The organism is Sphingobium mellinum, from assembly GCF_037860795.1.
GTDB classification, from domain to species: Bacteria; Pseudomonadota; Alphaproteobacteria; order Sphingomonadales; family Sphingomonadaceae; genus Sphingobium; species Sphingobium mellinum.
The window spans coordinates 1-23869 of the sequence record NZ_JBANRK010000005.1 but is presented as its reverse complement, the minus strand read 5'-3'; the positions used below and the strand labels follow the sequence as shown (position 1 = coordinate 23869).

The window sequence follows — 23869 nt, the reverse complement described above, 5'->3', positions numbered from 1 at the left end:
TGTCTTGATAAGCGTCAATCCCTTGGTGCAATATCCTGCATGAACTCATCATCCGGGCGCATGCCGTAGCCCGACGTCATTCTGTTGGTCAGATTGAACATCCCAGCCATTTCAATGATGTAATATATTTTTTCATCGCTGATCCCGACATCGCGGAGCTTCTGCAGGTCGGCCGGCTCCATTTTGCCGGGCTGTTCCGTGAGCTTTACGCAATAGTCGGCAATCACGCGCTCCTGCTCTGAGAGCGCGACCGACCGATAGTTGATCGCGATCCGCCTCGCTCGCCCGTGATCGCCGATATATTTTCCCAGCAAGTGCCCGTGAATGATGAGGCAGGTGACGCAGGCGTTAACGCTCGACACGACCACGCCAATGAATTCGCGCTCGGCCAGCGTCAGCAATCCGTAAGTAGGGTCGAGAAAGGCCGGCCCCATATACGCACCCGCCCGTTCATTTCCTTCTATGTCATAGGGATTGAGAATCTTCATCGCGTGCTTTTCAGGCACCGGACTCTCGAGCCATTCCTCAGGCAGGACGTAGGAGGGATCGGCTGGCGGTAGCCAGGCATAAGGGTCGCTTGACTTGAACTCTGGCACGAGCGTGGAATGAGGATCTGTCATTGAGTATCTCCAGTGAACTCGAAATGGGCGATTGTAGGCAGCGGCGATCGAGCTTCATTGCTCGCCGACAAAGAATGCGCCGACTTTGTGGCCATGTGTGTCCCGGATAAAGGCTGCATAGATATGCGGCGCTCCCGGCCGTTCGGCCCCCGGCCCTTCGTCCGATCCGCCTGCCGCCAAAGCACGTCTGTGGAATTCGTCGACGGACGCCCTATTGGGCGCAACCAGACCTATCGTGCCTCCGTTTCCCGATGTCGCGGGAGCGCCATTGATTGGTCTGATGACAATAAATTGGGGCACATCATTTCCGTAGCCGCTCCGATCGTCGAGATCGAAATGGCGCTTGATCCCGAGCGGCTCCAGTACAAAGTCCCAGAACGTCCTTGATGCATCGAGGTCGTTTGTTCCAACCGTAACGTGTGTAATTGTCGACATATACTTCTTTCCAGTCTTGTCGCTTATCTGCTGCATCAGTGCAGGAATATCGGCGATGAACCCTATCAAGTCGCAGCCGCCAAGCTTACGGCCTGCGACCTGTGACTAGGATTTCACCATCCCAGTTACCAGGAGACACGAAGCTCAAGTCCGTATGTTCTGGGATCCCCATAGGACGCCGTAGCGAACCCGAGTGACTTGAGACCCGATGCAGTCCCCCCAACCCGGTATTCCTTGTCGAAAATGTTATCGGCAAACAGGGCCGCATCGATTTTCGATCCGGCGATCCCGCGCCATTCCAGCCGCGCCTTGCTCACGCCAAAGCTTGGCATACGGGCCTCGGGAAGCCCGATATTATTTTCCGTATTGTAGGCCGCGTCCTGATGAAAATAAGTGCCAGAAAGGGTTATGGTCCCCAGGTTGTCTGGCAGCAACGGGAGATCATAGGCCGCGGAGAAGGAGAATGTGTTCCTGGCTGTACCGGCAAACCTGGTGGCGCTCAGATCCTCAAAGGTGATCGGGGTACCTGCGGCGCCATCCGAACAGCGGCGAGAGATATTCATCCCATTGGGGTTTAATGTAGGCATAGCTACCCGAAACACGAAGGCGGTCTGAGAGCTGAAGTGCAGTGTCGAATTCCAGTCCCTTGATCGTGGCGCTCTGAGCGTTGACCACCACTACCGTTATCCCGCCCAAGATAATGCTCCGCTGGGCATCTGAGAGCTTTTGCCGATAGGCCGCCAGATCGACAGTTCCGCGCATGCCAGCAACCTGGAACTTGGTCTTGACGCCGATTTCCACGTCCTTCAAGATTTCAGGTTTGTAGTTCACATAAGGACCTACGTTGGCGGGAAGAGTAAGAACGCCGATCTGATTAGAGCCGCCCGGCTTGAATCCCTTGCGATGTGCTATGTATAATAGAACATCCTCCGAGGGCTTGTAGTCGAGTGACGCGGTATAGGTAAATGCCTTCGATGAGGTAGACGCTTCTAACGGACTATCGATAAACACGGTCGTCTTTGACCAGGTCTCTCGTCCGCCCAATGTAACCGAAAGGCCTTCAAGCCCGACCATTGCACCTTTCAAGACCATCTGGCCGTAAACCGCTTTCTGCCCGTTATTGCTGGCCAGAGAGGGTGCGGTGGTGAAATCAATCCCATTAGGGTAGATTTGGCGCTCGATCGCCGCCGGCGGATTATGGTTCCGTTGATAATATCCGCCCACCCAAACGTCGATCGCATCTTTGACGCTGCCATGGATCTGAAGTTCTTCTGTGACTTGCGCGATCGGGCCGACGTTCCTTACAAATGAATCTATAAGCGTTAGTCCAGAAAACTCTAAACCATCAACGTCAGCCCCTCTTATCGAAATACCGGGCCTGGGCGTACTCGAAGCGGAATATCCGAATATATTCTTAATCGAGAATATATCATTAAATTTTATATTTGTTGTATTCGAAATTGTATGGACCTTCCAGCGATCAGCAAAGAATTGGTCGAGAGGCTCGCCATTGGAGGGAGGCGTCTGCTTGATCTTGAATGGTCCGCGTGCATTCTGCGCATCAAGTTCGGCTTGCAGCGTGGCCGTACCATAGGTGCAAACCACATTGAAAAAATTCGGACAGGTCGCGTTCTTGTCATAACCGGAGAACACACGCGCGACACCGCGAACATCGATGTTATCGTAAGAATAAACAGTGTCATTGGAAATCCAGTCTGCCGGCTCCATGCGTATCGAGGCCCGAAAACTGTCCTGATGGGAATCGCCTAGGCGCAAGCCTGGGATGTTGACCACTTTGGTGACGCCATCCCGCCGTGTCAAAAACCCTGCTACCCGGATAGCCAGCCAGCCCGTCACCGGAAGATTGATCGCCCCCTGCATCTCGCGATAGTTGAAATTGCCAAGGCTGCCTTGGGCATAGCCCTCAATTCCGTCGAATGTTGGCCGCTTTGAGGTGAACAGAACTGCCCCGCCGGTCGCACTGCCACCAAAAAGCGTACCCTGCGGACCTTTGAGGACCTGCACGGAATCCAGATCAAACAAGGGCGTCCCCAGCACACCCGACGGAACCTCGTTGAAATAGTTAATGACCGACGGGGGTGAGCCGTAACGGTCTGACACGCCCTGTCCCCGGATGTTGTAATTAATGCTGAGTGTTGAGTTGACATTACGGGCCGCGTTCAGTCCCGGGGTCGTCAGACCAATATCAAGAAGATTATTGATGCGCTGCTCTCGCAATGTTTCGTTACTTAGCACGGCGACCGCCGCGGGAACGTCGAGGGTGCTTTCCGCAACGCGCCGTGCCGTGACAATGATGTCCCCTACAGCGACGGAGTTCGCAGCGGAGTCATTCTGTATTTGAGCCCATGCAGGAGTCACGCCCACCAAACTGAGACCAGTTGCGACGCCACTAAGGCAGGAAACTAGCTTCATTGACATCCTCGATCCCCTATTCCTGTTTTGACTTTGCAAAACTTATGGAACGCCCGCCGCAGCTCATGTGACCCGTCACAATTCCGGCGAGTTCCTGGCCGGGCGTTGGCACTAGGCTATAAACGCGCTACATTAGCTTGGCAATCATTAAGTGTACCGCGGGGTACATCATATTAAATGACGGCCGGCGAATATGCCTGATTGGATGGAGGCCACGCAGTACGGATATGGTGATAGGAAAAAGGGAATCTCTGCGTTTGGCGCGACGTGCAAAGATCATAGCGGTCGCGCGCGAGCATTTCTGCGAGCATGGATATGCGGGCACAGCAATGTCCGCGATCGCAGCCAAGCTCGGAGGCTCGAAGGCGACGCTGTGGAATCACTTCCCGTCCAAGGAAGCGCTATTGACCGCTGTCGTCGAAGACACAGCGTCAGCGCTTCAGAGCAAGATATCGTTGCCGGACACCGGCGGCGACCCCATCAAGCATCTCGTCCGTTTGTGCCGAGCAATGGTGGATAATGCGGTGTCGCCGCTTTTTATCGCGATGCGTCGCCTGATATATTCTGAAGCGTCGCGCCAGCCGGAACTGGCGAATATCTTTCACGAGCGTGGAACATTGCGGGGCCAGAGGTTGCTTGCCGAACAGCTTCGCTTAGAATTTGGGGATATACTAAGGCCCGTAGATTTCGTGGAGGCAGCGCGAATCCTGCTATCTCTGTGCTGGGCCGGCCTACATGCGGACATGATGTCGGGCGTGAGAGTTGCGGCGTCTACAGTCGAACGTGACGCTGACGCTGCAAAGGCTGCGACGATATTTTTGCGGGCCTACGCCAAGGATCCGGCATCGCTATTCGCGTCGGAGGCTTGGCCTCCTTTGGAGGACGGTCGCCAGAATTAGTGGCAACCAGCCGCGCGGCGTCGCCCTGCGCTACATCCGCAAGGGCTTCGATCAAAGGAAATTTAATTGTTCTTGAGGATGTGCCCCCCGTAAAAACCGTACCACGCAGGCCATAAAATTTAAGAATGAGCGTTGCCTTTAGATGTTCCACGCGGTACGGTTAAATCATGCAGGGTATAAAACGGTCCTCGGGCGAACGGCCGCCAGCCGGGGCTTGCCAAACGCACCTTGCTTGCATTCGCCTGCCAAGGAAAACCCGCCTGGAGATTGCCTTAACATGTCATCTAATAATGCTATGACGACGGCAGAAAATGGATTGCCGCGCCACGTCATTGACTTCAAATTTGATACAGCGGGCGCTGCCGCCATTCTGGTCAATGTTCGCGGGCTTCACCCCTTGTTGAAACGCAGTGCTTCCGAACATGAGCGAATCGGGAAGCTGACCGATGAAGTTGTCGGGGCACTTAATTCGATAGGGGTGTTTAGGATGTCCACCCCTCGGCGGTGGGGCGGCATGAGGTTGCCCCTGCGGGGACGAGTGGATGTCGTATCCGAGATCGCGCGAGGATGTCCATCGACGGGCTGGGTTACAGTGGTATTTAACATTTCGGCGCTGGGTATATCGGTTCAAAGACCCGAGATGCAAAGGCGGTTGCTGGCTGATGGTGTATCACGGATTTGCGCCCCGGGGCCTGGCGGTGGCACGATCGCGCCCAGCGGCGACAAGTGGGTTGTGAACGGCAAATGGAGCATTGGATCGGGACTTCATCATGCTAACTGGGCAATGGTTCCGTCAACTTCACCTGACGGAAATTTAAGCTATGTGGCCCTGCCTATGTCGGAGGTACGCATCGCCCGGACATGGGCGATGTCAGGCATGAAGGGTACAGGTTCGGATACCATCATTGCAAAAAATGTAGTTGTGTCGTCCGATTGTTTCACCGATTGGAGCAAGGCGCTGGGCAACGACTCATATCTTTATGACGAGTTTTTGCTCGAGCCGACCGATTATGTGGCAACGTATCCGTCCTTTCGGACGGAAATGCTTGCAGTCTTGGTGGGAACGGTTGCCGGCATGCTGGAGATGGTTGTTGCTGACAAGCTGCGCCCACATTCTGGTACCATCTATCAACGTAAATTGGACTCATCTGTATACCAAGCGCGTGTCGGGCAGGCATATTCGGCGGTTTGGGCTGCGCAAGCCATCCTACATCAAGCTTCACACGACATTGATCGCGCCGCCGAAGGTCAGGTGATCATGGCGGCGAGCCAACGTGCCGAAAATAGGGGACAGGTATTAGCTGCAGTCGAACTTCTTCGATCAGCAGTCGATAATGTGATGAACCTCGCGGGCGCGTCCGGCTTTGCAGATGATAATTCCATCCAACGCCACTGGAGAGATTTCTGCTTGGCATCTCGTCATGTCGTCTGGAACTTGGAAACGGGCTATGAACGAATCGGACAGGAAGTTTTGGAGATTGAAAATGGTATCACCCCACCGTTTTTGCTGTGATGAGCTTTGTTGCAAAGCAACTGGCTGAACTGTTTCTCAATTCAGGGCACCCTAGGCGTTAGTCCTGGCCTTTGATGGTGCGGATGGATCGTAAACCTTTTGGGCTCGGTTGCCCAGCTCTTGCAGGTCAATGACCTGCAAGAGCTCTCGAAGACCCACGAGACGATCTCCAGGATGAAGACGCAGACCTGGCACCGGATCCTGACCCACTACCTGCCGCTGTACTTCCCTGAAATCGCCCGCTTTGCCGGCAACACCCGGTCCGACTGGTTCCTCGCGCTCATCGAGCGGTTTCCGACACCGGACAGGATCACGGCGCTGGACCGCGAGGTTTTCTCGGCCGCGGCGTGGCCGCTCATCGGCCGCAAGGTCTCCAAGCACGCCTCATCAACTACATTTACGAGACGGCGCCTGCCTCGACGGCTCTGCCGGTACCGGACGACTCAGTCGCCATCACCATGTTCCCAATGGTCAACGCGCAGGGCCGCAGCCTCATCCACCAGCGCGACGAGATCGAGCAGTTGGCCCATGCGCGGCTCGCCGATCACGTGGACTACCCGCTGCTGCGCAACATTCCGGGCATCGGTCCGATCAACGCGCTTACCATCCTTGCCGAGGCAGGCGACCTGCGCTGCTTCGGTCACCATCGCCAGTTCCTGAAGTTCTGCGGTCTCGATCTCGCGACCTGCCAGTCGGGCACGTTCCGAGGCCGCACGAAGCCGTCCAAGTACGGCAATGCGCGCCTGCGCCGGACCTTCTGGATGGCTGCTCAGGTCGCCGCGCGTCAGCGCGACAACAGCTTCCGCGACAAGCTCGGACGATACACCGCCGGGCACGCGGATGATGCCGACCGTCGCCGCAAGGCGATGACGGCGCTCACCGCCAAGATGGCGCGCGTGGCTCACGCCATCGTCAAGACGGGGACAGAGTACCGGCCGTTCCTTGAACGGTCGGATGCCAGGTGGAAGGGCCCCTCTCTGCAAGTGCCGTGAGGGCGCTCGTCGAGCGACCCTGTTGATAATGTTCGGGCCTTCCACCTGGGTGCGTATCTCGTCTTAAGGATGGTAAGGACCACGGCCGCCTCGGCGCCGCTGGAGCCTGTGTTTGCTATGGCAGGGAGCGATCCCGTTGACGGTGGAAGCCATCTGGCTCAGATTACATCAGCGTCGGCACGTGGCCGACGCAAGGAGACCTGCGGGATGAACCCGCCAACGCTTCCCGACATAGGACGTTATCGGTCAACACCGTATGGATGGTGTAGGTACGGCCCGGACCAGCTCGTCCAGGAACGGGGTGGCCGTCGATTTCATGGATGGGAAAAGCTGTCGAACATCTGCCTGATAGGCAGCACCGTGGTCAGGCGACAGGAAAAATCTAGGGCTTCTCTCATTTGACCAACTGTTCAATGAGTTGGTCTCCCGATGCTACGTTACCGCGACGTCGCCCGGCGCGCGCTACAGGTTATCGAGCGGGGGCATCGAAGGTGTTCTTGTTATCGTCGAAAATCTTGTTCAGCAGGGCCTCGCGATCGAGCTGCGGCTGCGGCTTCGCTTTGAACTTGGTGTTCCGGCGCCGTGGTTTGTTATCGGGCGCCTTATTGTCGGTCACGATCGTCTCGACGCAGCAAGAATCTGCTGGAGTATGAGAGACATTCCCTCGCGCGACAAGCACATTGTCGAAGCCCTTGAGCGCGCTTAACAAGGGGCTCAAGACATGGTTTCATCACCGGGGACGGTGACAAGGGGGACGACGATTCTTACCCAACAAGAGCTGGAGCGGCATCTGTGGGGTGCGGCTGACATATTGCGCGGGACCGGGACGGTCGATGCGGGCGACTATAAGCAAAGGAGAGAACGAAACGAATGATGCCAACCCGGTCAAGCCGGGGATCGGAATAACCTGCGTGATTCACCGCGCCGCGAACGCGAAACAGTGATGAGGATCCGGTCCACTGACACCATCATGGCCAGCGGCATATCGCGCCGCGCGAATAGGCCGGACACATCAATGAACCTGACCAGTCCAGCATCAGTCGTCAAAATTTCTCTTGCCCAGCAGGGGTCGTCTACACATGAATCACCTCACGCCGCCAGACGCTACCGGTTTTTCGAGGTGTCCAGCTTTATTCTCTGCCATCGCGCTCGCCGCCACAGCCATCTCCTGGCTGTTGTAAGCGAGTCCTGACCCTAGCCAACGCTCCAGATCTGCTTGCCAGTCCTCGTCCATGGCCAGCATCCAAAAATCCTGCTTATCATGAAACACGCATTCAACCCCGAGGAAATCCCAACAATCAATATTCTGCGAACGTGGTGCTAACTTTCAAAGCTCTGACCGACCATTTGTTCGCTGATTGTCCACAGCTTGGCTGCGCGCGATGGATTGAGCGCGTAGGCGCGTGGCCCGTGGTTGGACACGATCTCTGAGTCATTGACGTCAAACACGCGGCAATCCTGGCTGTAGCGGCCTCCGACTTCGTCGGCCGAGGCGACGAACGCGGCCCATACGGTGGTGGCAGCGCCTTCGGGAATGGATTTGTTGCGATGGTGGATATCCCGCTCGGAATCCGCGAACGCGGAGAAATCGTCCCGGCTCATATGGCGCGTGAGCGAGGTGTCGGTGACCACGCCGGGGTGGACAGCGGCCACCCGGACGCCGCGATTGCGCAGGCGCTTGTCCCTGCGAATAGGATATTGGCGGTTTTTGCGCCCCCATAGGAGGCCCATTCATCGTAGGGACGGCCTTCGAAATTGGGATCGTCGAGGTCTATGTCCGCCAAGCGGTGGCCCATGGACGACAATATAACGACCCGCGAGCCGGGGCGCAGCAACGGGATCAGCAAATTGACCAGCAGAAAATGCCCCAGATGGTTGACCCCGAATTGGGTTTCGAAACCATCCTGTGTTACCCCCTTGGGTGTGGCCATCACCCCTGCGTTGCAGATGATGACATCGAAGGGTTCGCCCTTCACCAACAACGCATTTGCGCACTGCCGCACGCTCTTCAGCGACGCCAGGTCGAGTTCAATCAGTTCCACATTGCCCGAAACGGGACTCCCAAGCTGAGCGATAGCAGCCCCGCCTTTGTCCATGTCCCGCACCGCGCCAACGACCCGAGCGCCGCGCACCGCAAGAGCCCGGGACGTTTCCAGCCCCAAACCTGCGCTCGCCCCGGTTACGAGCACCCGCTTGCCCGTAAGCTCCATGTTGCCAAGGACATCTTCGGTCGTCTGGTCCTTGTCGATCTGATATTCCATTGATCCTGCCCTATTTTCCTTTGAAACTTCAGTCGCGCCTTCAGTCGAAGATCGTCTCATGCTCTTCCAGAATGAAGATGGCTCGCTTGTGGGGATCCAAGAACCTGTTCTCATCTTCAAGAACCATTTTCCAAACCTCTTCCGGGCTGGAAAATTCGATCATCCGATGGAAATCTTCGCGTGACTCGAACCACATCTCCATGGCCAAATCGAAATCGGTCCCTGATAGCGTGTCAGCGAACGGCAGTATATCAGAGACAGAATGGAAATATTTCCGCATGTATTTTAACGGCTTGAAATCATTATCCAGAAAAAGTTTCTTAGCAAGCAATGAATGATGATTTTCATAATAGGAAATCAGGTCGGCTTGGGACGTACCTTCTTTGCGCTTCATCAGCCAAATTACTTTGAACATATTGCATCCTTCCTATGCGCGCGCCAAATCGGACAGGCGCATGCGCCCGGCATCTGTATGCTCCAGCGGATCGATCTCGAACCGCCGGATCGTCCCGTCGAGCGGCGTCAGCCATATCCCGCCAAAATCACGACGGCCGACCAGTTGGCTCACCAGCGCCGCAACGTGCGCGGGTTTGATGAAGTCCATAGCTGCTTCGCGAGAGGCCGAAGCTATCATCCGCGTGTCGACACCGCCTGGGCAGATAGCGTTGATGCATACATCGTCTCTGGCCAAGCGGGGCCCGAGCGAGCGGACCAAGCCCACGACCGCGAATTTGGTCATCGCATAAAGGGGATCTGCTTCGAAGCCGCGGACTCCGGCCATGGAGGCCGTGACGATGATGGACCCTCGCGACTCTCGCAAAAGCGGCAGGGCCGCCATGATCCCGTTCGTAACCCCTTTGATGTTGACGGTGATCAGACGATCGCAGATCGGTTCATCGAACCACGACAGGGGATCATCGGACGGCACGACGCCGAAGGGCCGAGCCTGGATGCCGGCGTTCAGGTGGAGAATGTCCAGCCGGCCCTCCTCCCGATAGATGCGCGATATCAAGTCTGTCCAGCTTCGATGGTCGCCCACATCCAGCCTGTGCGATGCGATAGAGAGACGGGCCAAGCCGGGGGTTTCGCCGACATCAATAGGATCCAGGTCGGCCACATGGACTAAAGCCCCCTGTTCCACCAGGCGCAAAGCAGTAGCGGCTCCTACGCCGCGTGCGCCGCCGGTGATAAGCGCGACCTTCCCCGACAGACTTTGACGCATGCTAACTCCTTTGGAAAATGCGCTTTACATTCCCAGCTCGTAGGAAAAATCGGTGCGGTCTCGTAGTCCGAGCGAGGGGCTGTTCTCGTCCGGGGGGATCTTGAACGACTGGTAGGTGCGGGTCGGCGTAGGGTGAAAGATGCCCCATTCGCCGACCAGGCGTCGATATGCTATGCGCCATTCGCCATTCCGATATTCGAACCGGTCCAGAAAGCGGACGCCGCCAATTCGCATATGCTTGCGGCCTTCTTCGTCGGGCTCGCGAAGTATTTTTGGGGAAATGCAATAACTCTCCGATATCGCCTGATCGCCATCGACTTTGATCAGGATCGTGCCCAGCGAATAAAAGCTCCGTTCGAACGAACTCTCCATCGACGGGATCGCCAGGTCCGCGAATTCCTTGCTGGAATGACTTGTGAAAAAACCATGCTCATCCACCGCGTCGGGGTGGTAGCAGGACATTAGAAGCTCATGGTCGAGCCGATCGATCGCTCGGCAATAACGGCCCAATACATCCCTGATCGCCTCCCGCGCCTCAAGTTCCTTTACGCGCGCTTCCAAGCGCTCCACAACGCCGCCCAGGCGGCTCAAATCCCCATATTCGGCATCGGCCATGTCCTGCTCCTTTTATTCAATCCCGTTCCTAAGGGAGTAAGGCAAGTTGCCTTGCTGACCGCTGGATGCGCTATGCGGTCATCATCTCCCTTTCCGAACGAGCAAGACGGTCATCCCATTCGCGGGTCGTGATGGGTTTGTCCCCAACCAGCGTAACGCGGTGCATCACGCGGCGCTGGGTATAGTCGAGCGATGCATAATGCGCAGTGCACCGATTGTCCCAGATCGCGAGCGAGCCCGCCGTCCAGCGGAACCGCACCTGCGTTTCGGGCGACCGGATCGGTTCCATCAGCAATGTCAGCAGCGATTGGCTCGCGCTCGGCGAGAGTCCCAAGATCTCACGCGTGAAATTCTCGTTCACTAGCAATGACTTACGTCCGGTCTCGGGGTGAACGCGGACGACTGGGTGGATCACGCCCTTGAAATGCTCGATCGGGCTTGTGTCTGTTGTGGCGATAACGGGGTAGCTATGCCGCGCTTCCATGCCTTCGATCAGATGCTGTATCTTTTCAGGCAGCATATCATATGCGGCCGCCAGGTTGCTCCACAACGTGTCGCCGCCAACGTCGGGAATAACTTGCGCGGTGAGCAGCGCGCCCTTGTAGGGATGGGGCAGAAAAGTGGTGTCGCTATGCCAGGCGGCGGTATAGAACTGGCCGTCGCGCTTCACCCATTCGCCGTTATTCTCGACTATCTGCACGCCTTCCAGCCCGTTTCCAAGCGTCCTGTTGTATGGATGGCTGTCGATCTCTCCAAACAGGCGAGCGATTTCGAGATGCCGCTGCGGTGCGAGATACTGATCACGGAAGAAGAGCACGTGATGGTCGAGAAAGGCCTTCAATAAGTCATTGCGATCCTGATCCGACAGTGGATCGTTCAGGTTCACGCCGGTGATTTCCGCGCCGATGCTCGGCGTCAGTCGATCTATCATGATAGCCATGTCGCAACTCCTGAAAGCTATGATTTATTGCCCGCAGTAAGGGCGGAGCATCCGATCCTCTCCTGCAAATAGGGGGTGGACACCATCCAGCGCGCGGCGATGACAAACAATATGCCGCCGACCAGATAACAGACGGGCAAACTCAGCAGCGCATAGCGCAAGGATTCATCGCCATAAGTTTGCGCCAGCCTATCGGACAACAATCCCACCAGTGGAACGCCCAGGCCCATCGCCAACACCATGATGCAAAAGGTCAGCATGGCCGATGCGGTCCCGCGTAATGTGGGACCCGCGAAATATTGGATCGCGGCCACGATCGGGCCGTTGCCTATCGAGGTCGCAATCGTCGTCAGGAGGAAGAATGTCCACGCCATTTGGGCTTCGCGCGTCAAGGCCACCATGATGACCATCGGGCAGGCCGCCAGATAGCCAAAGCCCGCCACCAGCGTCGGCGCCGCCGGATTGGCCCGCGCCCATCGATCGGATATATAACCCCCAATCAGAGCGCCGCTGATGCCGCCTGCGAACTGGATCGCCCCGAAAATCGTCGCCGTCCTGCCCATGTCGCCATCGAAACTTCGGGCGACATAGGAGGGAAACCAGAAAAACTGCGCAAGCGTCGCTATCGCACTGAACGTGCAGCCGAAGACGACGAACAAATAGCCGGGTTTTGCAAGCATGATCGCGATGCTGCGCAGAAATGGTAAGGGCGTCGATGACTCTCCCTCCCTCACGATCCGTGCAGGCTCCCTGACGGTCAACTTGAAAAGGATCGCAAGCATGATGCCCACGCCGCCCGCAATCAGGAACGCCGCGCGCCATCCCCAGAGGCCGGCGATCCAGCCGCCGCCCACAGAGCCGACCGCGACGCCGATCGGCACGCCAAAGCCATAGATCGCCATTGCCCGGGCGCGTTGCGAGTAGGGGAAATAGTCCATCAGCAAAGAGTGGGAGGACCCCATCCCAGCCGCTTCTCCCAAGCCGACCCCGGCGCGCGCCAGCATGAGTTGCGCCGGGCCATGGGAAAGGCCGAAACATGCCGTGGCCCCACTCCAGACCAGAAAGGCGGTGCCGATGATGCGGGTTCTGCTGAACCTGTCCGACAGCCAGCCGAACGGCACCGTCGTGATAGCTGACCGTGCGCCCCGTCGCCGACCTGCGCATTTCCGCCAGTGCTTCGGTCCTGGACGCTAAATATACCGAATGGCTCAACGCACCGCTGTTCCAATATGCGCCCAACGGTTTCGGCCTGATCCGAACCGTTTTCGACGCAAGTGGCAGGACAATGAGCAACGCGCCGAAACTATCGGCAACGCTGTCTGCGAGCTATGTGGTCCATAGCGGCTTTGGCAATGTAGAATTCTCGGCCAGCGACAGTTATGTTTCGAAATATTTCAACACGGTCGATCATTTGCAGGCTAGCCAGGCCCGCCATCTCCTAGGGGCTTCGGTAAAACTGACGTCGCTCGACGAGCGCTGGAGCGTGCAGCTTTGGGGCAATAATTTGACGAACAAGAAATATTTCGACGTGATCGCGCCCAATGCCTATCAGAACCGTGCTAACCCCGGGGCCCCGCGTACCTATGGGGTTACCGCCACAGCCAATTTCTAAGAGCCTGTTTTGGAAATCAGGGATGAAGGTCCGATGAAGGAAATGAAGGCCCCAGCTCGCTCCTGCGCTGTAGAGCGCCAAAGCATGATAGAATGACAAGCTGGTAGAGGTAATTTCATCCAACCGAAACTGTCCGCCATCAGCGCCTATGGCACAGATTTGAGGTTGTGACTTAAGGAGGATTTGGGCTTCGTCGTAGTGACGAAGGAACGAAGATGAAACCCAAATCCTCCTATTCAAAATTGTCGGCGAAGGCCCCTTCGGAGCAGGTGGTGAAGGACATCCGGCGGCAGACGCGGCGCCACTTCTCGGCCGAGGACAAGATTCGAATCGTGCTCGAAGGTCTGCGCGGCGGAGGACAAGTCCAAACTCCGCCGCGTCACTCGCGAACTGGACAAGAACCCCGCGCAATATGGCCGCTTCTCCGAGCGCGTGCTGGAGATCATCCGGCGCTTCGAAGAAGGGCAACTCGCCGCTGCTGATGGCCTGCGCGCGTTCGAGGGCTGGCCGGTGACATCCAGGCGGAACAGGGTCCCCATGCGGACCTAGGCATGGATGAGAATGGCTTTGCCATCATGCGCATCATCGAAGCGATCGTGCCCCATGCCGATCATGTGGTGATCTAGGACGCGACAATCGCCGTAGGTGCGCTCTATGCCGATGCAGCGGCGACCCAGCCCGCCTTCGCGCATATGGAATCCTATTTGCGAACCCTGCGGCAACAGGTGCGCCGCATCCTGACCGAGCGCGGCATCGGCGAAACCAAGGTCATCCGCGAGAAGATCGAGGAGTTCGCCGTCCACGCGTATGGGAGCGGCTTCTGATGCCGATGTTGCAGGTTGGACGGACGGAAATCGCCTATGACCTGCGCCGCTCCTCTGGCGCGACCGAACGGCGAATCACCGTCACGCCCGACCATGTCGAGGTGCTGGCGCTCGCGGATGACGACGACGAAGCGATCTAGGCCTTCCTGACCCGCAAACGTCAATGGCTCTTCAACGCCTTGCGGGACGTGGAGAAGGTCAACGCCGGACGCCATGCGGTGCCGCGCTTCATGACTGGCTCGAAGGTCCCCTAAGCGCGCGCACGGAATCTCCGATTGGCCAACAAGTCCGGCCGCTGGCAAAGGCCCGTGCAGCCTTCTTTAAAGTGAAGCAATGAGCGCGCTTATCCCCCGACGCTGACGCCGATCCAAAGCGTCCGTGGAGTGCCAAGGTCGATCGAACCGCCGGCATTGCGGGTCACGACATCCTCATCGAACAGATTTTCCCCGCGCGCGAGCAGGGCCACGCCACGCCCTAGCGACAAGCGCATGAAGGCATCGACAGTCAGCGCGTGGCGCAGCGCGTCTGTCTGCAGATCATCTTCATATTGTTTGCCGACATAGCGCAAGGTGGTGGACAGCACAGGTCCCTGAGCCGGTTGCCAGGCCAGAGTGGCGCTGGCGGCATGTCGAGGACTCTGCGCGGGCCACTTCCTGTCCAGCAAGCCCGTCGCGTGCACCCGACTGTCACTATAGGCATAGGAAGCAGACAGAAGGAAATCTGCAATACGCCCGGATGCCGACAACTCGATACCCTTGGCGGTGATGCGGTCGACATTCTGGCGCTGGCGCAGATTAGGATTGGCCGGATCAAGCGTCACATTGGCCACGGCATCGTCCAGCCTGTTGTAAAAGCCCGTGATCGACAGGGTTACGCCGGAGACGGGGGTCAGATCAAAGCCTGCCTCTGCCCCTTTCAGCTTTTCCGGCTTCAAGGAAGGATTGGCCAGAGTCGTGACCGGAAATATCACGAAAGGCCGGTATAACTCATTGAGCGTCGGGAGGCGAAAGCCGGTATAACCCGCAGCGCGCAGAGCAACGCTGCCGCCAAGCCGGACAAGCACGCCACCCCGCCCGGAAAATTCCCAACCGGATCGGTCGGAGAAATGATTATTGGCGGCCCCCACGCCGCTCGCGCGGAAGAAGCCGTCGCTGATCGTCCAGCGGTCCGCGCGAATGCCGCCGGTCAGGACCAGCGAACCGATCGTCCAGTCATCCTCCACGAACAGGCCGCTCGTCTGCTGCTCGCCCCCCGCGTGACGGCGCGCGGTGACAGCGCCGGTCGCGCTATATGCGTCCTCGAACATATCCCCGGTGGCGAAGCGGCTATCGGCGCCGATCCGCAGGACATGATCGGCTCCCACAGGTGGCCGCAACTCGATCTTGCCGCCAATGCCGGTGGAAGGCGTGTCGCGCTGGTCCAGGGACTTGCGGAAGGTGCTGGCGGAAATGACGATGTTGGAAAAGTTGCGGGCATGCAAATAAGCCAGCGCATCCACCTGCCAGCGACCTCGCGAGAGGAAACGGATGGATGCGTCCTGCCCCTCGCTCATGCTGTTGGCGCCGCGAAAGCGCAGGGTGCGATCATCGTGAAACAGGGTGACGCGATACTGAACCTCCGATGTCGCGGAGACGGGCGCCACCGCGCGCAGGTTGGCGGACCAACCGTCATAGGCCGCGGGCACGGTCGCGGCGACGCGCTGGTCGCGTGGCGTAGTCTGAAACCCATGGCCCCGGTCCCAACGGCCTGATAGCGAGACATAGCCGCTGCCGACGTTCGGCGACAGGCTGGCGGACAATTCGGTGGCGTCATGGCTGCCATAGAGCGCGCTCGCGGCAAAAGCGGGCAGTTGGTCGCGGGTTGCGCTGGCGAATTCTATCGAGCCCGCGACCGCGCCGGCGCCAAAGGCTCCGATCCCGCCGCCGCGCGTGACACGCACGGCCGACAAACGGTCCGGCACAAGCGCGCTGAAGGGAATATAGCCGAAGAAGGGGTCCGCCATGGGCACGCCATCGAGCAGGACCAGCGTCCGGCTCGACGCATTGCCGCCAAGCGCGCGCAACGTGGCTCCCTGCGCCGAAGGATTGGCTGATCGGCTGTCGGAGCGGCGGAACTGCTGAAAGCCGGCGACATCGGTCAGGATGCTTTCGATCCGCCCCGAGGCACTGCTGGCCATGCGGTCACGCGTGATCGTCACTGATCCATAGGCCGGCGTGCCGGGGGGCAATGGCAAGCCCTCGCCAGTGACGATGATCCGGCTATCGTCCGCGACCGGCCCGGAGGTCTGGGCCACGGCAATGGACGGCGCGGCCGCGAACAACAAGGCCAAGGAAAGATTTCTCACGCAACGCCCGCTCCCATATTGCTTCGCCGCCCTTCCATGAGCGCTAAGGCAAGCGGGCCTATGAACGAAGCAAAGTGCCTGTCAAGCGAGCGCGGATCCCTCTGCGACAGCAAGCATTTTGTCCAGCGTCAGCGGATAATCGCGCAGGCGGATGCCAGTGGCATTGTAGATCGCGTTCGCAACCGCTGCTCCTGCGCCACAGATGCCCAGTTCCCCGACGCCCTTGGCCTTCATCGGCGAGCTTTTATCGTCCAGTTCATCGAGGAACAGGACATCCTGATCCGGAATGTCGGCATGTACCGGCACGATATATTCGGCCATGTCATGATTGACGAAAAAACCGAAGCGCGTATCGACGTTCAATTCCTCCATGAGCGCGGCGCCCACCCCCATCGTCATGGCGCCAATTACCTGGCTGCGAGCCGATTTGGGGTTGAGTATGCGACCGGCTGCAAAAGCGCCCCCCATGCGCCGGACGCGTATTTCCGCCGTATCGACATCAACGCCGACTTCACAGAAGTGCGCGCCAAAGGTCGCCTGCGCATAGCGCTTGGCCAAATCCCCGAATTCGATGGCATCCTCGGCCCAAAGACCCTCCGGACCCGCCAGTGCGGCCAGACTTTGGGACTGGTTGTGCAGGCGAACCAGCCCCTCCTCGAACACGGCCTGCTCTGCGGGAAAGCCCGCCTTTTCCGCCAGTTTGGCACGCAGCGCGACGCAGGCGGCATAGACCCCGGCGGTCGAGCTGTTTGCACCGAACTGCCCACCTGAACCGGCGGCTACGGGAAAGCGGCTGTCTCCCAGTCGCACCGTCACGGCATCCAGGGGGACGCCCATCATCTCCGCAGCCGTCTGGCCGATGATGGTATAGCTGCCAGTGCCGATGTCCGTCATATCGGTTTCGACGATCACGCGGCCGCCGCCGTCAATCCGGACGCGCGCGGCGGAACGAGTGACCAGATTGTTGCGGAAGGCGGACGCCATCCCCATGCCGACCAGCCACCGGCCGTCACGCCGCTGGCCGGGGCGGGCAGACCGCTTGTCCCAGCCGAACCGTTGCGCCCCCTGCCTCAGGCATTCCACCAACTTGCGGCTGGAAAAGGGTCGTTGCGGTCCCGCTTCTGGATCATATTGCACGTCGTTGCGGATGCGCAGTTCGACTGGGTCCACGCCGCAGGCCTCCGCCAGTTCGTCCATCGCCACTTCGAGCGCCAGGAGGCCGACCGCCTCACCCGGCGCGCGCATCGCGTTGCCTTCCGGCAGGTCGAGCACCGCCAACCGGTGCGCGGTCATGCGATTGGCGCCGCGATAGAGCAGCCGCGTCTGTTGGGCGGCCATTTCGGCGCCTCCGCCAGGCAGGTCGCCCGACCAGACTTCATGCGCGATGGCGTCAATAACCCCGTCCCGGCCGGCGCCGAGGCGTATGCGCTGGATCGTGGCGGGGCGATGGGTGGTGTTGTTTGGGATTTGCGGACGGGCGAGCGCGACCTTAACGGGCCGACCGACCAGTCGCGCGCCCAGCGCCGCCAGCAGGGCATCCGCGCGCAGGAACAGCTTGGCGCCGAAGCCACCGCCCACAAAGGGCGACACGATCCGCACCTTGTCCTTCGGTATTTTCAGCGTCTTGGCGACTTCTCCGACGCTCCAGCCCACCATTTGGTTGGATGTCCAGAGCGTCAGGCGGTCGCCATTCCACGCTGCGGTGGTTGCGTGCGGCTCCATCATGGCATGGCTCTGGTCGGGCGTCGTATAACGCTGGTCGATCCGGATCGCGGCCTTGGCGAACGCACTTTCGAAATCGCCGACACTGGTATCGGCCGGCCCGCCGAAGCCGTCTGCCGCCACCGTTGCGCTGTCCATCTGCGCCGCGAGGCTGAAGCGCCCCTGCTCGACCGCATAATCGATCCGCACCAGCCGGGCAGCGTCGCGCGCATTTTCCAGCGTATCAGCGATCACCAACGCTACCGCCTGCTCATAATGTTCGATCTGCGGGCCGCCCAGCAGATGGGCCGTGTTCATATTGCCCTTGCCCAGCGGCCCTGCATTCTGGTGGGTGACAATGCCGAGCACGCCCGGAGCCGCCTCAGCCGCGCGCAGGTCGATGACGACGATCCGCCCTTTTGCGATCGCAGACCCGACGATCCAGCCATAGGCCGGGTTCGTCGCGGCGTCATGCCGCTCATAGGCGTAAGGCGCCGTGCCGGTGACTTTCGCCGGACCATCGATGCGATCATGAGGCACGCCGACCACGCGGCCGCGGTCGATGGGATTGTTGGCGGCGGGGCTGTCGAACCTCATGCCCGTGCCTCCTTCTGTCGAAAGACGGACGCGAGCGTCCTGGCCGTAAGCTGTTGCTTGAACCCATTCTGCGCCGTGGGGCGAGCGCCGGCCAGCGCCGCCTCCGCCACCGCGCTGGCGCCTTTGCCGGCGGCGGCATCGGCCGCTTCGACGCGCCAGGGCCTGGGCGCGATGCCACCAAAGGCGAAGCGCGCCTTGCCCTCCCCGCTGAACACCGCAGCTACCGATACCAGCGCGAAGGCGTAGGACGTCCTGTCGCGCACCTTGCGATACATATGGATACCACCGATTGGCCTGGGCAGCGTGACAGACGCGATCATCTCCCCAGGTCGAAGGGCATTTTCGACCTGCGGCGTGTCGCCTGGCAGCAGGTGGAAGTCCGCAATGGGGATTGATCGTCGAGCGCCAGCGGGGCCCACCGTGTCGACCGTGGCATCGAGCAGGCGCATCGCGACGGCCATGTCGGAGGGGTGCTGGGCAATGCAGGCCTCGCTCGTGCCGATGATCGCGAGGCCTCGACTGACGCCCTCGATCGCGCCGCAGCCGCTGCCCGGCCTGCGCTTGTTGCAGGGCATGCGCACGTCGTAGAAATAGGGGCAGCGGGTCCGCTGCAGCAGGTTGCCTGCGGTCGTCGCCTTGTTACGCAGTTGCCCGGACGCCCCCGCCAACAGGGCGCGGCTCAGCACCGCATAGTCGCGCCGCACGGTCTGGTCGGCGGCAAGATCCGTGTTCCGCACCAGTGCGCCGATCCTTAAGCCGCCCTCCTTGGTCCGTTCAATCCGGTCGAGCCCGACATGATTGATGTCGACCAGATGTGTGGGCGTTTCGATCTGCAGCTTCATGAGGTCGAGCAGATTGGTTCCGCCCGCGATGACGCGAGCGCCCGGCGTCGCGGCGACAGCATCGGCCGCTTCCTGCAGGCTGCTGGCGCGGCTGTAGGTGAAAGGCTTCATGCCCCGGCCTCCCCCGCAACGTCGCGAATAGCAGCGATGATGTTGGGATAGGCAGCGCAGCGGCAGATATTGCCGCTCATCCGCTCTCGCAATTCGGTATCCGACAATAGGACGTTTTGCAGGTCTTCCGTCGCATGACTGGGGATGCCGGCCTTGATCTCCTCCAGCACGGCCACGGCTGAACAGATCTGGCCCGGCGTGCAATAGCCGCACTGGTAGCCGTCATGCGCGACGAAGCCGCGCTGCATCGGGTGAAGCCGGTCAGGCGTGCCCAGCCCCTCGATCGTGGTCACCGCATCCCCTTCATGCATGACCGCGAGCGTCAGGCAGCTGTTGATTCGTCGTCCCTCGACGATGACGGTGCAGGCGCCGCACTGGCCGTGGTCACATCCTTTCTTGGTGCCGGTGAGGTGCAGATGCTCACGCAGGGCGTCCAGCAGCGTCGTGCGCGGATCGAGTTGGAGGTGGACCTCGCGGCCGTTGACAGTCAGTTCCACGGCGGCCATGCGCCCTCCTCTACTCATCTGTCCCCCCGCTGCGGCGGTCGCCTGCCGCCCCGCCAAAGGCAGTACCGCCGCGGCTGCGGCCCCGCCCTGCAGCACACCACGCCGAGTAACATCATCACGCGTCATGCGTTAAACCTCCGATGGCTGCTCTGCATTACGAAACAGGCCGGACGATGATCCCTCCAGTCACAGAAAAGATCGAGCCCGGCCCATAGTAGCAGAGCGACAGGCGACGCCAACATCACGAATCTGGCTCAAGACCATTGATGCCAAGAAGGCCGGAAGAAAATTGCTCTCGTTCCCATTTCTCCCTTGCCGATGGTGAGAAGCGCTGCTAGTTGCCCGCCTCACCCGCCGAGAGGGACCTTATCCTCCGGCCGCCAGAGCGGGCGTAGCTCAGGGGTAGAGCACAACCTTGCCAAGGTTGGGGTCGAGGGTTCGAATCCCTTCGCCCGCTCCAGATTTTTCAATAAAAGCAGCGATTTAGTACCCCAACACTGAGAACTGAGTGCCGCCGGGGTAACACGGGGGTAATTTCTCTCTTTTGCTAGGCAGGTTGCGCTCACGGGGCGCCCTGCCGGACCGCCCCCCCCCTTCGTGCCTCTGGCAGCTGTGCCGCCCCGCCACGGGTCGGGGGACCGCAGCGTCAGCTAATAGTCGCCTTGGAGCGATGGCCGGGTTCCTTCTGTTTCCGTTCTCGAAGTCCATGGAGGCGTCGCCGCTGGCATCCCGGCTACCAAAGTGCCGTCCGGGCGCGCCGCCGCTCCTCGATGACCTGCAAAATCCGCCAAGCGCTATCACCGACCAGAAACTGAGGGGTGTTGGGTGGTAAAAGTTTTGCAAGCGGGCACGACTGATTCGCGCCATTATCGGTCATTCGAAGATGCCTCGGAGGAGCTCAAGAGCGGTCGCCGACTGCACAGTTGCGCGTTGAAAGGCTACGCCCCGTAGCCTGTCCGTCAGCGCGGCATCGAAGCGGGCGAAGAGCTTGTCGATCGCTTTAGCCTTCACCAGTCGCTCCCGGAACAACCACATAGTCGTCGCATGGGGCACCGTGCCATCGAGACCGAGACCCAGAAAAGGCTGGAAAGAGAGCCGGTCCTTGATCTGGAATTCCGTTGCATCATCCGACAGCGAATAGAGCGCCTGCAGCAGAAGGATCTTGAACATCAGCACCGGGTCGAACGGCGGCCGTCCGCCCTTGCGACGGGGACTGCGGCGCAATGCCGCTGCCAACGGCCCGCGAAAACCTCGAAATCCACTACAGCCGCCAATCGCTCCAGCGGATTGCCAGCGACGCTCAGTGCCTCATATCGGTCCGCAAGATCAAAGAAACCAGGTTGCACCGCCATCTCTGCCTCCACTGTCGCGCTAGACAAGTGAATCAGGTCAAGCCGTCAGGCTCCAGAGGTTCTTCGAGGCGTCCAGTTGACACCCAATCCCCCATGTGAGTCGGAGGGGTTCCTCCTCATCGAGGACTCTAAAAAACCAAGGCGCAGTCTTTCCCCGTGAGGGCTGATGTAGCCCGATGCATTTACCTGCCTGCGACCGCGGTCCTGATCGTACAACGGCTGGCCACCAGGAGGTGGCCAGCCGCTTGCACTTCATCGGGTCAGAACTTGTACCGTGCTTCCACCGTGATCGTGCGCGGATCGCCCGGAAGGCGATTGGCAAATCCCAGAAGCCCTCCGAACGGAATGCCGCCCACATAATGGATTTTGTTGAAAGCATTTTTAAGATTAGCGGTCAGCGACCAGCCCGCATCGTGATCTTCCAGGCCGGCACGGAAGTTGACCAGAGCATAGCCTGGAAGAACCGAACCCTCGCTGAAAAGGCTTTGAACAGAGACATTTACCTTCGACTGAGCATAGACTTCCCCGTGCAAGGAAGCTTCGATCGACCCCGATACTGGCATCACATAATCCACATATGCCGAACCAGAAAATTTGGGAGTATCCGGATATGTATCGTACTTCACAAACTGCGGGCCGGGGACCGCGACCAGATCCGAACCAAAACGCGCATGGGTGTAGTTAAACGTTCCACCCAAAGTGAAACCACTTATCGGGCCGACTGAGCCGTCGACCTCAAGGCCGTATACTTTCGAGGTCGGCACATTGACGGTTGCCACTGCGGCTCCGGTAGGGAGAAGGAAAATTGCAACCGTTTGCCGGTCCTTCATCCACTCGTGATAGGCGGCGATATTGATGCGCTTGGGTACTCCGCCCGAATTGCTCTGGTGCTTCAGACCGACTTCGACATCGGTAACCTGTTCCGACTCAACGCTATCGCCACCCGCGGCAGCCGAGCCATTCAGCGGTGTTGCCGTTCCGTTAAAACCGCCGCTCTTGTAGGCGCGCCGTGACATAGCATAGAGAAGCGTGTGTGCGTCGAACTGCTCTTGCACTCCGAGCGTCCAGCTAAACTTATTGAATGTCCTGGATTTATCGTAGGAATAGCCCGCCGGTGCCGGGTTACCCAGAGCGATCCTGTTGGTATCGTCCGGCTCCAGGAGCTTCCGCACTTTCTCGGACGTATATCGGCCACCAACAGTGACCGAGAGACCAGTATCGTTTAGCGCATAGGTTCCTTGCGCATAACCGGCATAGGTTTTGTTCTGGAGCTCGTAGTGAAAGTTTGAAGAAAAACCACCAAGCAGGATGTCGAGCGTGAAGAAAGAGTTGGCGTTGTTGTAGCTTTCATCTGAATAGTAGCCGCCAACAACATAAGTCAGTCGGTCATCAAACGCTTTTCCCGCAAGCTGAAGCTCTTCGGAGAACTGCTTGGTCAGATTGGGAATGCCCTTACCACTACCCGGAGGTCCGTTATCGGCAATATCATAGGGCGTACCTTCATCAACGGAGTTAAACGAATCGAGATGCGTATAGCCGATGATGTTTCTGATTTCGGTATTATCGCCGATCGCAAGTGTCGTCTTGTTGGTAACAACCCAATTCTTCGATCTGAAGACATTCAATCCGTCGGCCGAAACCGTGTATGGGCCCCTTGCCTTTTGTTCGGCCAGCAACTGGGTCATGCCGGGGCGATTAGGGACCGCAAAATATGCGTCGTAGAAAGCGGGCACGAACGGAGCGCCTGCTGGCCCCACGAAAGCCTGAATTGTAGCGATACCTGTGGCCCGGTCCTGCGGCGTTGCAACACCTGCATATAGCGAGGCAATGGGGAATGCGTTCGGGACAATTGCTGAAAGCTCGGGTACGGTGTTCGACCCGTCCGTGTGGTAATAATCGACCATCAGATTGTTGGTCAGGCCGCCGGTTTTGAGCGCCACGCTTCCACGGATGCCATAGCGTTCATAGCTGGACACCTCGAAAAACCGAGTGATTTTGGTATGAGGGCGTAGGAAGGGGCACGCGGCTCTGATGAAAGGCGCCGTTTCGG

Annotated in this window: 22 protein-coding genes, 1 tRNA gene and 3 pseudogenes; 7 read left to right on the top strand and 19 right to left on the bottom strand. The window is 59.1% G+C overall.

Annotated features, from left to right (window positions below; translation table 11 throughout):
- Positions 1 to 14 precede the first annotated feature (14 nt).
- The 4 genes from AAC640_RS08830 to AAC640_RS08815 all read right to left on the bottom strand — a co-directional run bounded on the left by AAC640_RS08830 (position 15) and on the right by AAC640_RS08815 (position 3488).
- Positions 15 to 620 carry a peroxidase-related enzyme gene (locus AAC640_RS08830; protein ID WP_340265751.1) on the bottom strand — a complete coding sequence of 202 codons (606 nt, stop codon included), beginning with the start codon at positions 618 to 620 and terminating at the stop codon, positions 15 to 17.
- A 54-nt stretch (positions 621 to 674) separates the two neighbouring features.
- Positions 675 to 1124 carry a VOC family protein gene (locus AAC640_RS08825; RefSeq protein WP_340265750.1) on the bottom strand — a complete coding sequence of 150 codons (450 nt, stop codon included), beginning with the start codon at positions 1122 to 1124 and terminating at the stop codon, positions 675 to 677.
- A gap of 56 nt (positions 1125 to 1180) precedes the next feature.
- Complete coding sequence (locus AAC640_RS08820; protein WP_340265749.1) at positions 1181 to 1489, bottom strand: hypothetical protein; 309 nt, start codon at positions 1487 to 1489, stop codon at positions 1181 to 1183.
- Between the two features lie 73 nt (positions 1490 to 1562).
- The gene (locus AAC640_RS08815) at positions 1563 to 3488 is read right to left on the bottom strand and encodes a TonB-dependent receptor (protein ID WP_340265748.1); all 1926 of its coding nucleotides are present in this window, start codon (positions 3486 to 3488) and stop codon (positions 1563 to 1565) included.
- A 227-nt stretch (positions 3489 to 3715) separates the two neighbouring features.
- On the opposite strand from AAC640_RS08815, the gene AAC640_RS08810 reads away from it, so the two are divergent.
- The 3 genes and pseudogenes from AAC640_RS08810 to AAC640_RS08800 all read left to right on the top strand — a co-directional run.
- The gene (locus AAC640_RS08810; RefSeq protein WP_340265747.1) at positions 3716 to 4387 is read left to right on the top strand and encodes a TetR/AcrR family transcriptional regulator; all 672 of its coding nucleotides are present in this window, start codon (positions 3716 to 3718) and stop codon (positions 4385 to 4387) included.
- A 277-nt stretch (positions 4388 to 4664) separates the two neighbouring features.
- On the top strand, positions 4665 to 5900 hold the full coding sequence (locus AAC640_RS08805; RefSeq protein WP_340265746.1) for an acyl-CoA dehydrogenase family protein: 1236 nt from the start codon (positions 4665 to 4667) through the stop codon (positions 5898 to 5900).
- Positions 5901 to 6029: 129 nt separating this feature from the next.
- A pseudogene (locus tag AAC640_RS08800) lies at positions 6030 to 6884 on the top strand (transposase); the annotation flags it as partial.
- A gap of 477 nt (positions 6885 to 7361) precedes the next feature.
- On the opposite strand, the gene AAC640_RS08795 reads toward AAC640_RS08800, so the two are convergent.
- The 8 genes from AAC640_RS08795 to AAC640_RS08760 form a co-directional block, all read right to left on the bottom strand.
- Positions 7362 to 7610, bottom strand: coding sequence for a hypothetical protein (locus AAC640_RS08795; RefSeq protein WP_340265745.1), 249 nt, complete (start codon positions 7608 to 7610; stop codon positions 7362 to 7364).
- A gap of 602 nt (positions 7611 to 8212) precedes the next feature.
- Positions 8213 to 8494: an SDR family NAD(P)-dependent oxidoreductase gene (locus AAC640_RS08790; protein ID WP_340265744.1), complete on the bottom strand. Its 282-nt coding sequence runs from the start codon at positions 8492 to 8494 to the stop codon at positions 8213 to 8215.
- Positions 8491 to 9153 (bottom strand): SDR family NAD(P)-dependent oxidoreductase, encoded by a 663-nt coding sequence (locus AAC640_RS08785; RefSeq protein ID WP_340265743.1) that lies wholly within the window; start codon positions 9151 to 9153, stop codon positions 8491 to 8493. Before AAC640_RS08785 ends, AAC640_RS08790 begins: the two co-directional genes overlap by 4 nt.
- Positions 9154 to 9193: 40 nt before the next feature.
- Entirely contained in the window at positions 9194 to 9568 is a 375-nt protein-coding gene (locus AAC640_RS08780) for an EthD domain-containing protein (protein ID WP_340265742.1), read from the bottom strand.
- Between the two features lie 12 nt (positions 9569 to 9580).
- On the bottom strand, positions 9581 to 10375 hold the full coding sequence (locus AAC640_RS08775) for an SDR family NAD(P)-dependent oxidoreductase (protein ID WP_340265741.1): 795 nt from the start codon (positions 10373 to 10375) through the stop codon (positions 9581 to 9583).
- A 24-nt stretch (positions 10376 to 10399) separates the two neighbouring features.
- Positions 10400 to 10990: a nuclear transport factor 2 family protein gene (locus AAC640_RS08770; RefSeq protein ID WP_340265740.1), complete on the bottom strand. Its 591-nt coding sequence runs from the start codon at positions 10988 to 10990 to the stop codon at positions 10400 to 10402.
- A gap of 70 nt (positions 10991 to 11060) precedes the next feature.
- Entirely contained in the window at positions 11061 to 11930 is an 870-nt protein-coding gene (locus tag AAC640_RS08765; protein ID WP_340265739.1) for a TauD/TfdA dioxygenase family protein, read from the bottom strand.
- A 17-nt stretch (positions 11931 to 11947) separates the two neighbouring features.
- Entirely contained in the window at positions 11948 to 13051 is a 1104-nt protein-coding gene (locus AAC640_RS08760; RefSeq protein ID WP_340265738.1) for a spinster family MFS transporter, read from the bottom strand.
- A 17-nt stretch (positions 13052 to 13068) separates the two neighbouring features.
- On the opposite strand from AAC640_RS08760, the gene AAC640_RS08755 reads away from it, so the two are divergent.
- Positions 13069 to 13542 (top strand): TonB-dependent receptor, encoded by a 474-nt coding sequence (locus AAC640_RS08755; RefSeq protein WP_340265737.1) that lies wholly within the window; start codon positions 13069 to 13071, stop codon positions 13540 to 13542.
- A 215-nt stretch (positions 13543 to 13757) separates the two neighbouring features.
- A pseudogene (locus AAC640_RS08750) lies at positions 13758 to 13895 on the top strand (IS3 family transposase); the annotation flags it as partial.
- A gap of 192 nt (positions 13896 to 14087) precedes the next feature.
- Here the strand turns inward: AAC640_RS08750 and AAC640_RS08745 are convergent.
- Positions 14088 to 14234, bottom strand: coding sequence for a hypothetical protein (locus tag AAC640_RS08745; RefSeq protein WP_340265736.1), 147 nt, complete (start codon positions 14232 to 14234; stop codon positions 14088 to 14090).
- A 131-nt stretch (positions 14235 to 14365) separates the two neighbouring features.
- Between AAC640_RS08745 and AAC640_RS08740 the strand changes: the two genes are divergently transcribed.
- The gene (locus AAC640_RS08740; RefSeq protein ID WP_340265735.1) at positions 14366 to 14506 is read left to right on the top strand and encodes a hypothetical protein; all 141 of its coding nucleotides are present in this window, start codon (positions 14366 to 14368) and stop codon (positions 14504 to 14506) included.
- Between the two features lie 203 nt (positions 14507 to 14709).
- Here AAC640_RS08740 and AAC640_RS08735 read toward each other — a convergent pair whose 3' ends face one another.
- From AAC640_RS08735 to paoA, 4 genes are all read right to left on the bottom strand, one after another.
- The gene (locus tag AAC640_RS08735) at positions 14710 to 16710 is read right to left on the bottom strand and encodes a TonB-dependent receptor plug domain-containing protein (protein ID WP_340265734.1); all 2001 of its coding nucleotides are present in this window, start codon (positions 16708 to 16710) and stop codon (positions 14710 to 14712) included.
- Between the two features lie 81 nt (positions 16711 to 16791).
- The gene (gene paoC, locus AAC640_RS08730) at positions 16792 to 19008 is read right to left on the bottom strand and encodes an aldehyde oxidoreductase molybdenum-binding subunit PaoC (RefSeq protein WP_340265733.1); all 2217 of its coding nucleotides are present in this window, start codon (positions 19006 to 19008) and stop codon (positions 16792 to 16794) included.
- Positions 19005 to 19961: an FAD binding domain-containing protein gene (locus AAC640_RS08725; RefSeq protein WP_340265732.1), complete on the bottom strand. Its 957-nt coding sequence runs from the start codon at positions 19959 to 19961 to the stop codon at positions 19005 to 19007. The genes paoC and AAC640_RS08725 overlap by 4 nt, the downstream gene beginning before the upstream one ends.
- Positions 19958 to 20593, bottom strand: coding sequence for an aldehyde dehydrogenase iron-sulfur subunit PaoA (gene paoA, locus AAC640_RS08720; RefSeq protein WP_340265731.1), 636 nt, complete (start codon positions 20591 to 20593; stop codon positions 19958 to 19960). The genes AAC640_RS08725 and paoA overlap by 4 nt, the downstream gene beginning before the upstream one ends.
- A gap of 259 nt (positions 20594 to 20852) precedes the next feature.
- Between paoA and AAC640_RS08715 the strand changes: the two genes are divergently transcribed.
- Positions 20853 to 20927 (top strand) — tRNA-Gly (locus tag AAC640_RS08715).
- 491 nt (positions 20928 to 21418) lie between these two features.
- Here AAC640_RS08715 and AAC640_RS08710 read toward each other — a convergent pair.
- Positions 21419 to 21819 (bottom strand): annotated as a pseudogene (locus tag AAC640_RS08710) (transposase); the annotation flags it as partial.
- Positions 21820 to 22079: 260 nt separating this feature from the next.
- Positions 22080 to 23869, bottom strand: a 1790-nt coding sequence (locus AAC640_RS08705) for a TonB-dependent receptor (RefSeq protein WP_340265730.1), incomplete at its 5' end; no start/stop codon positions are given.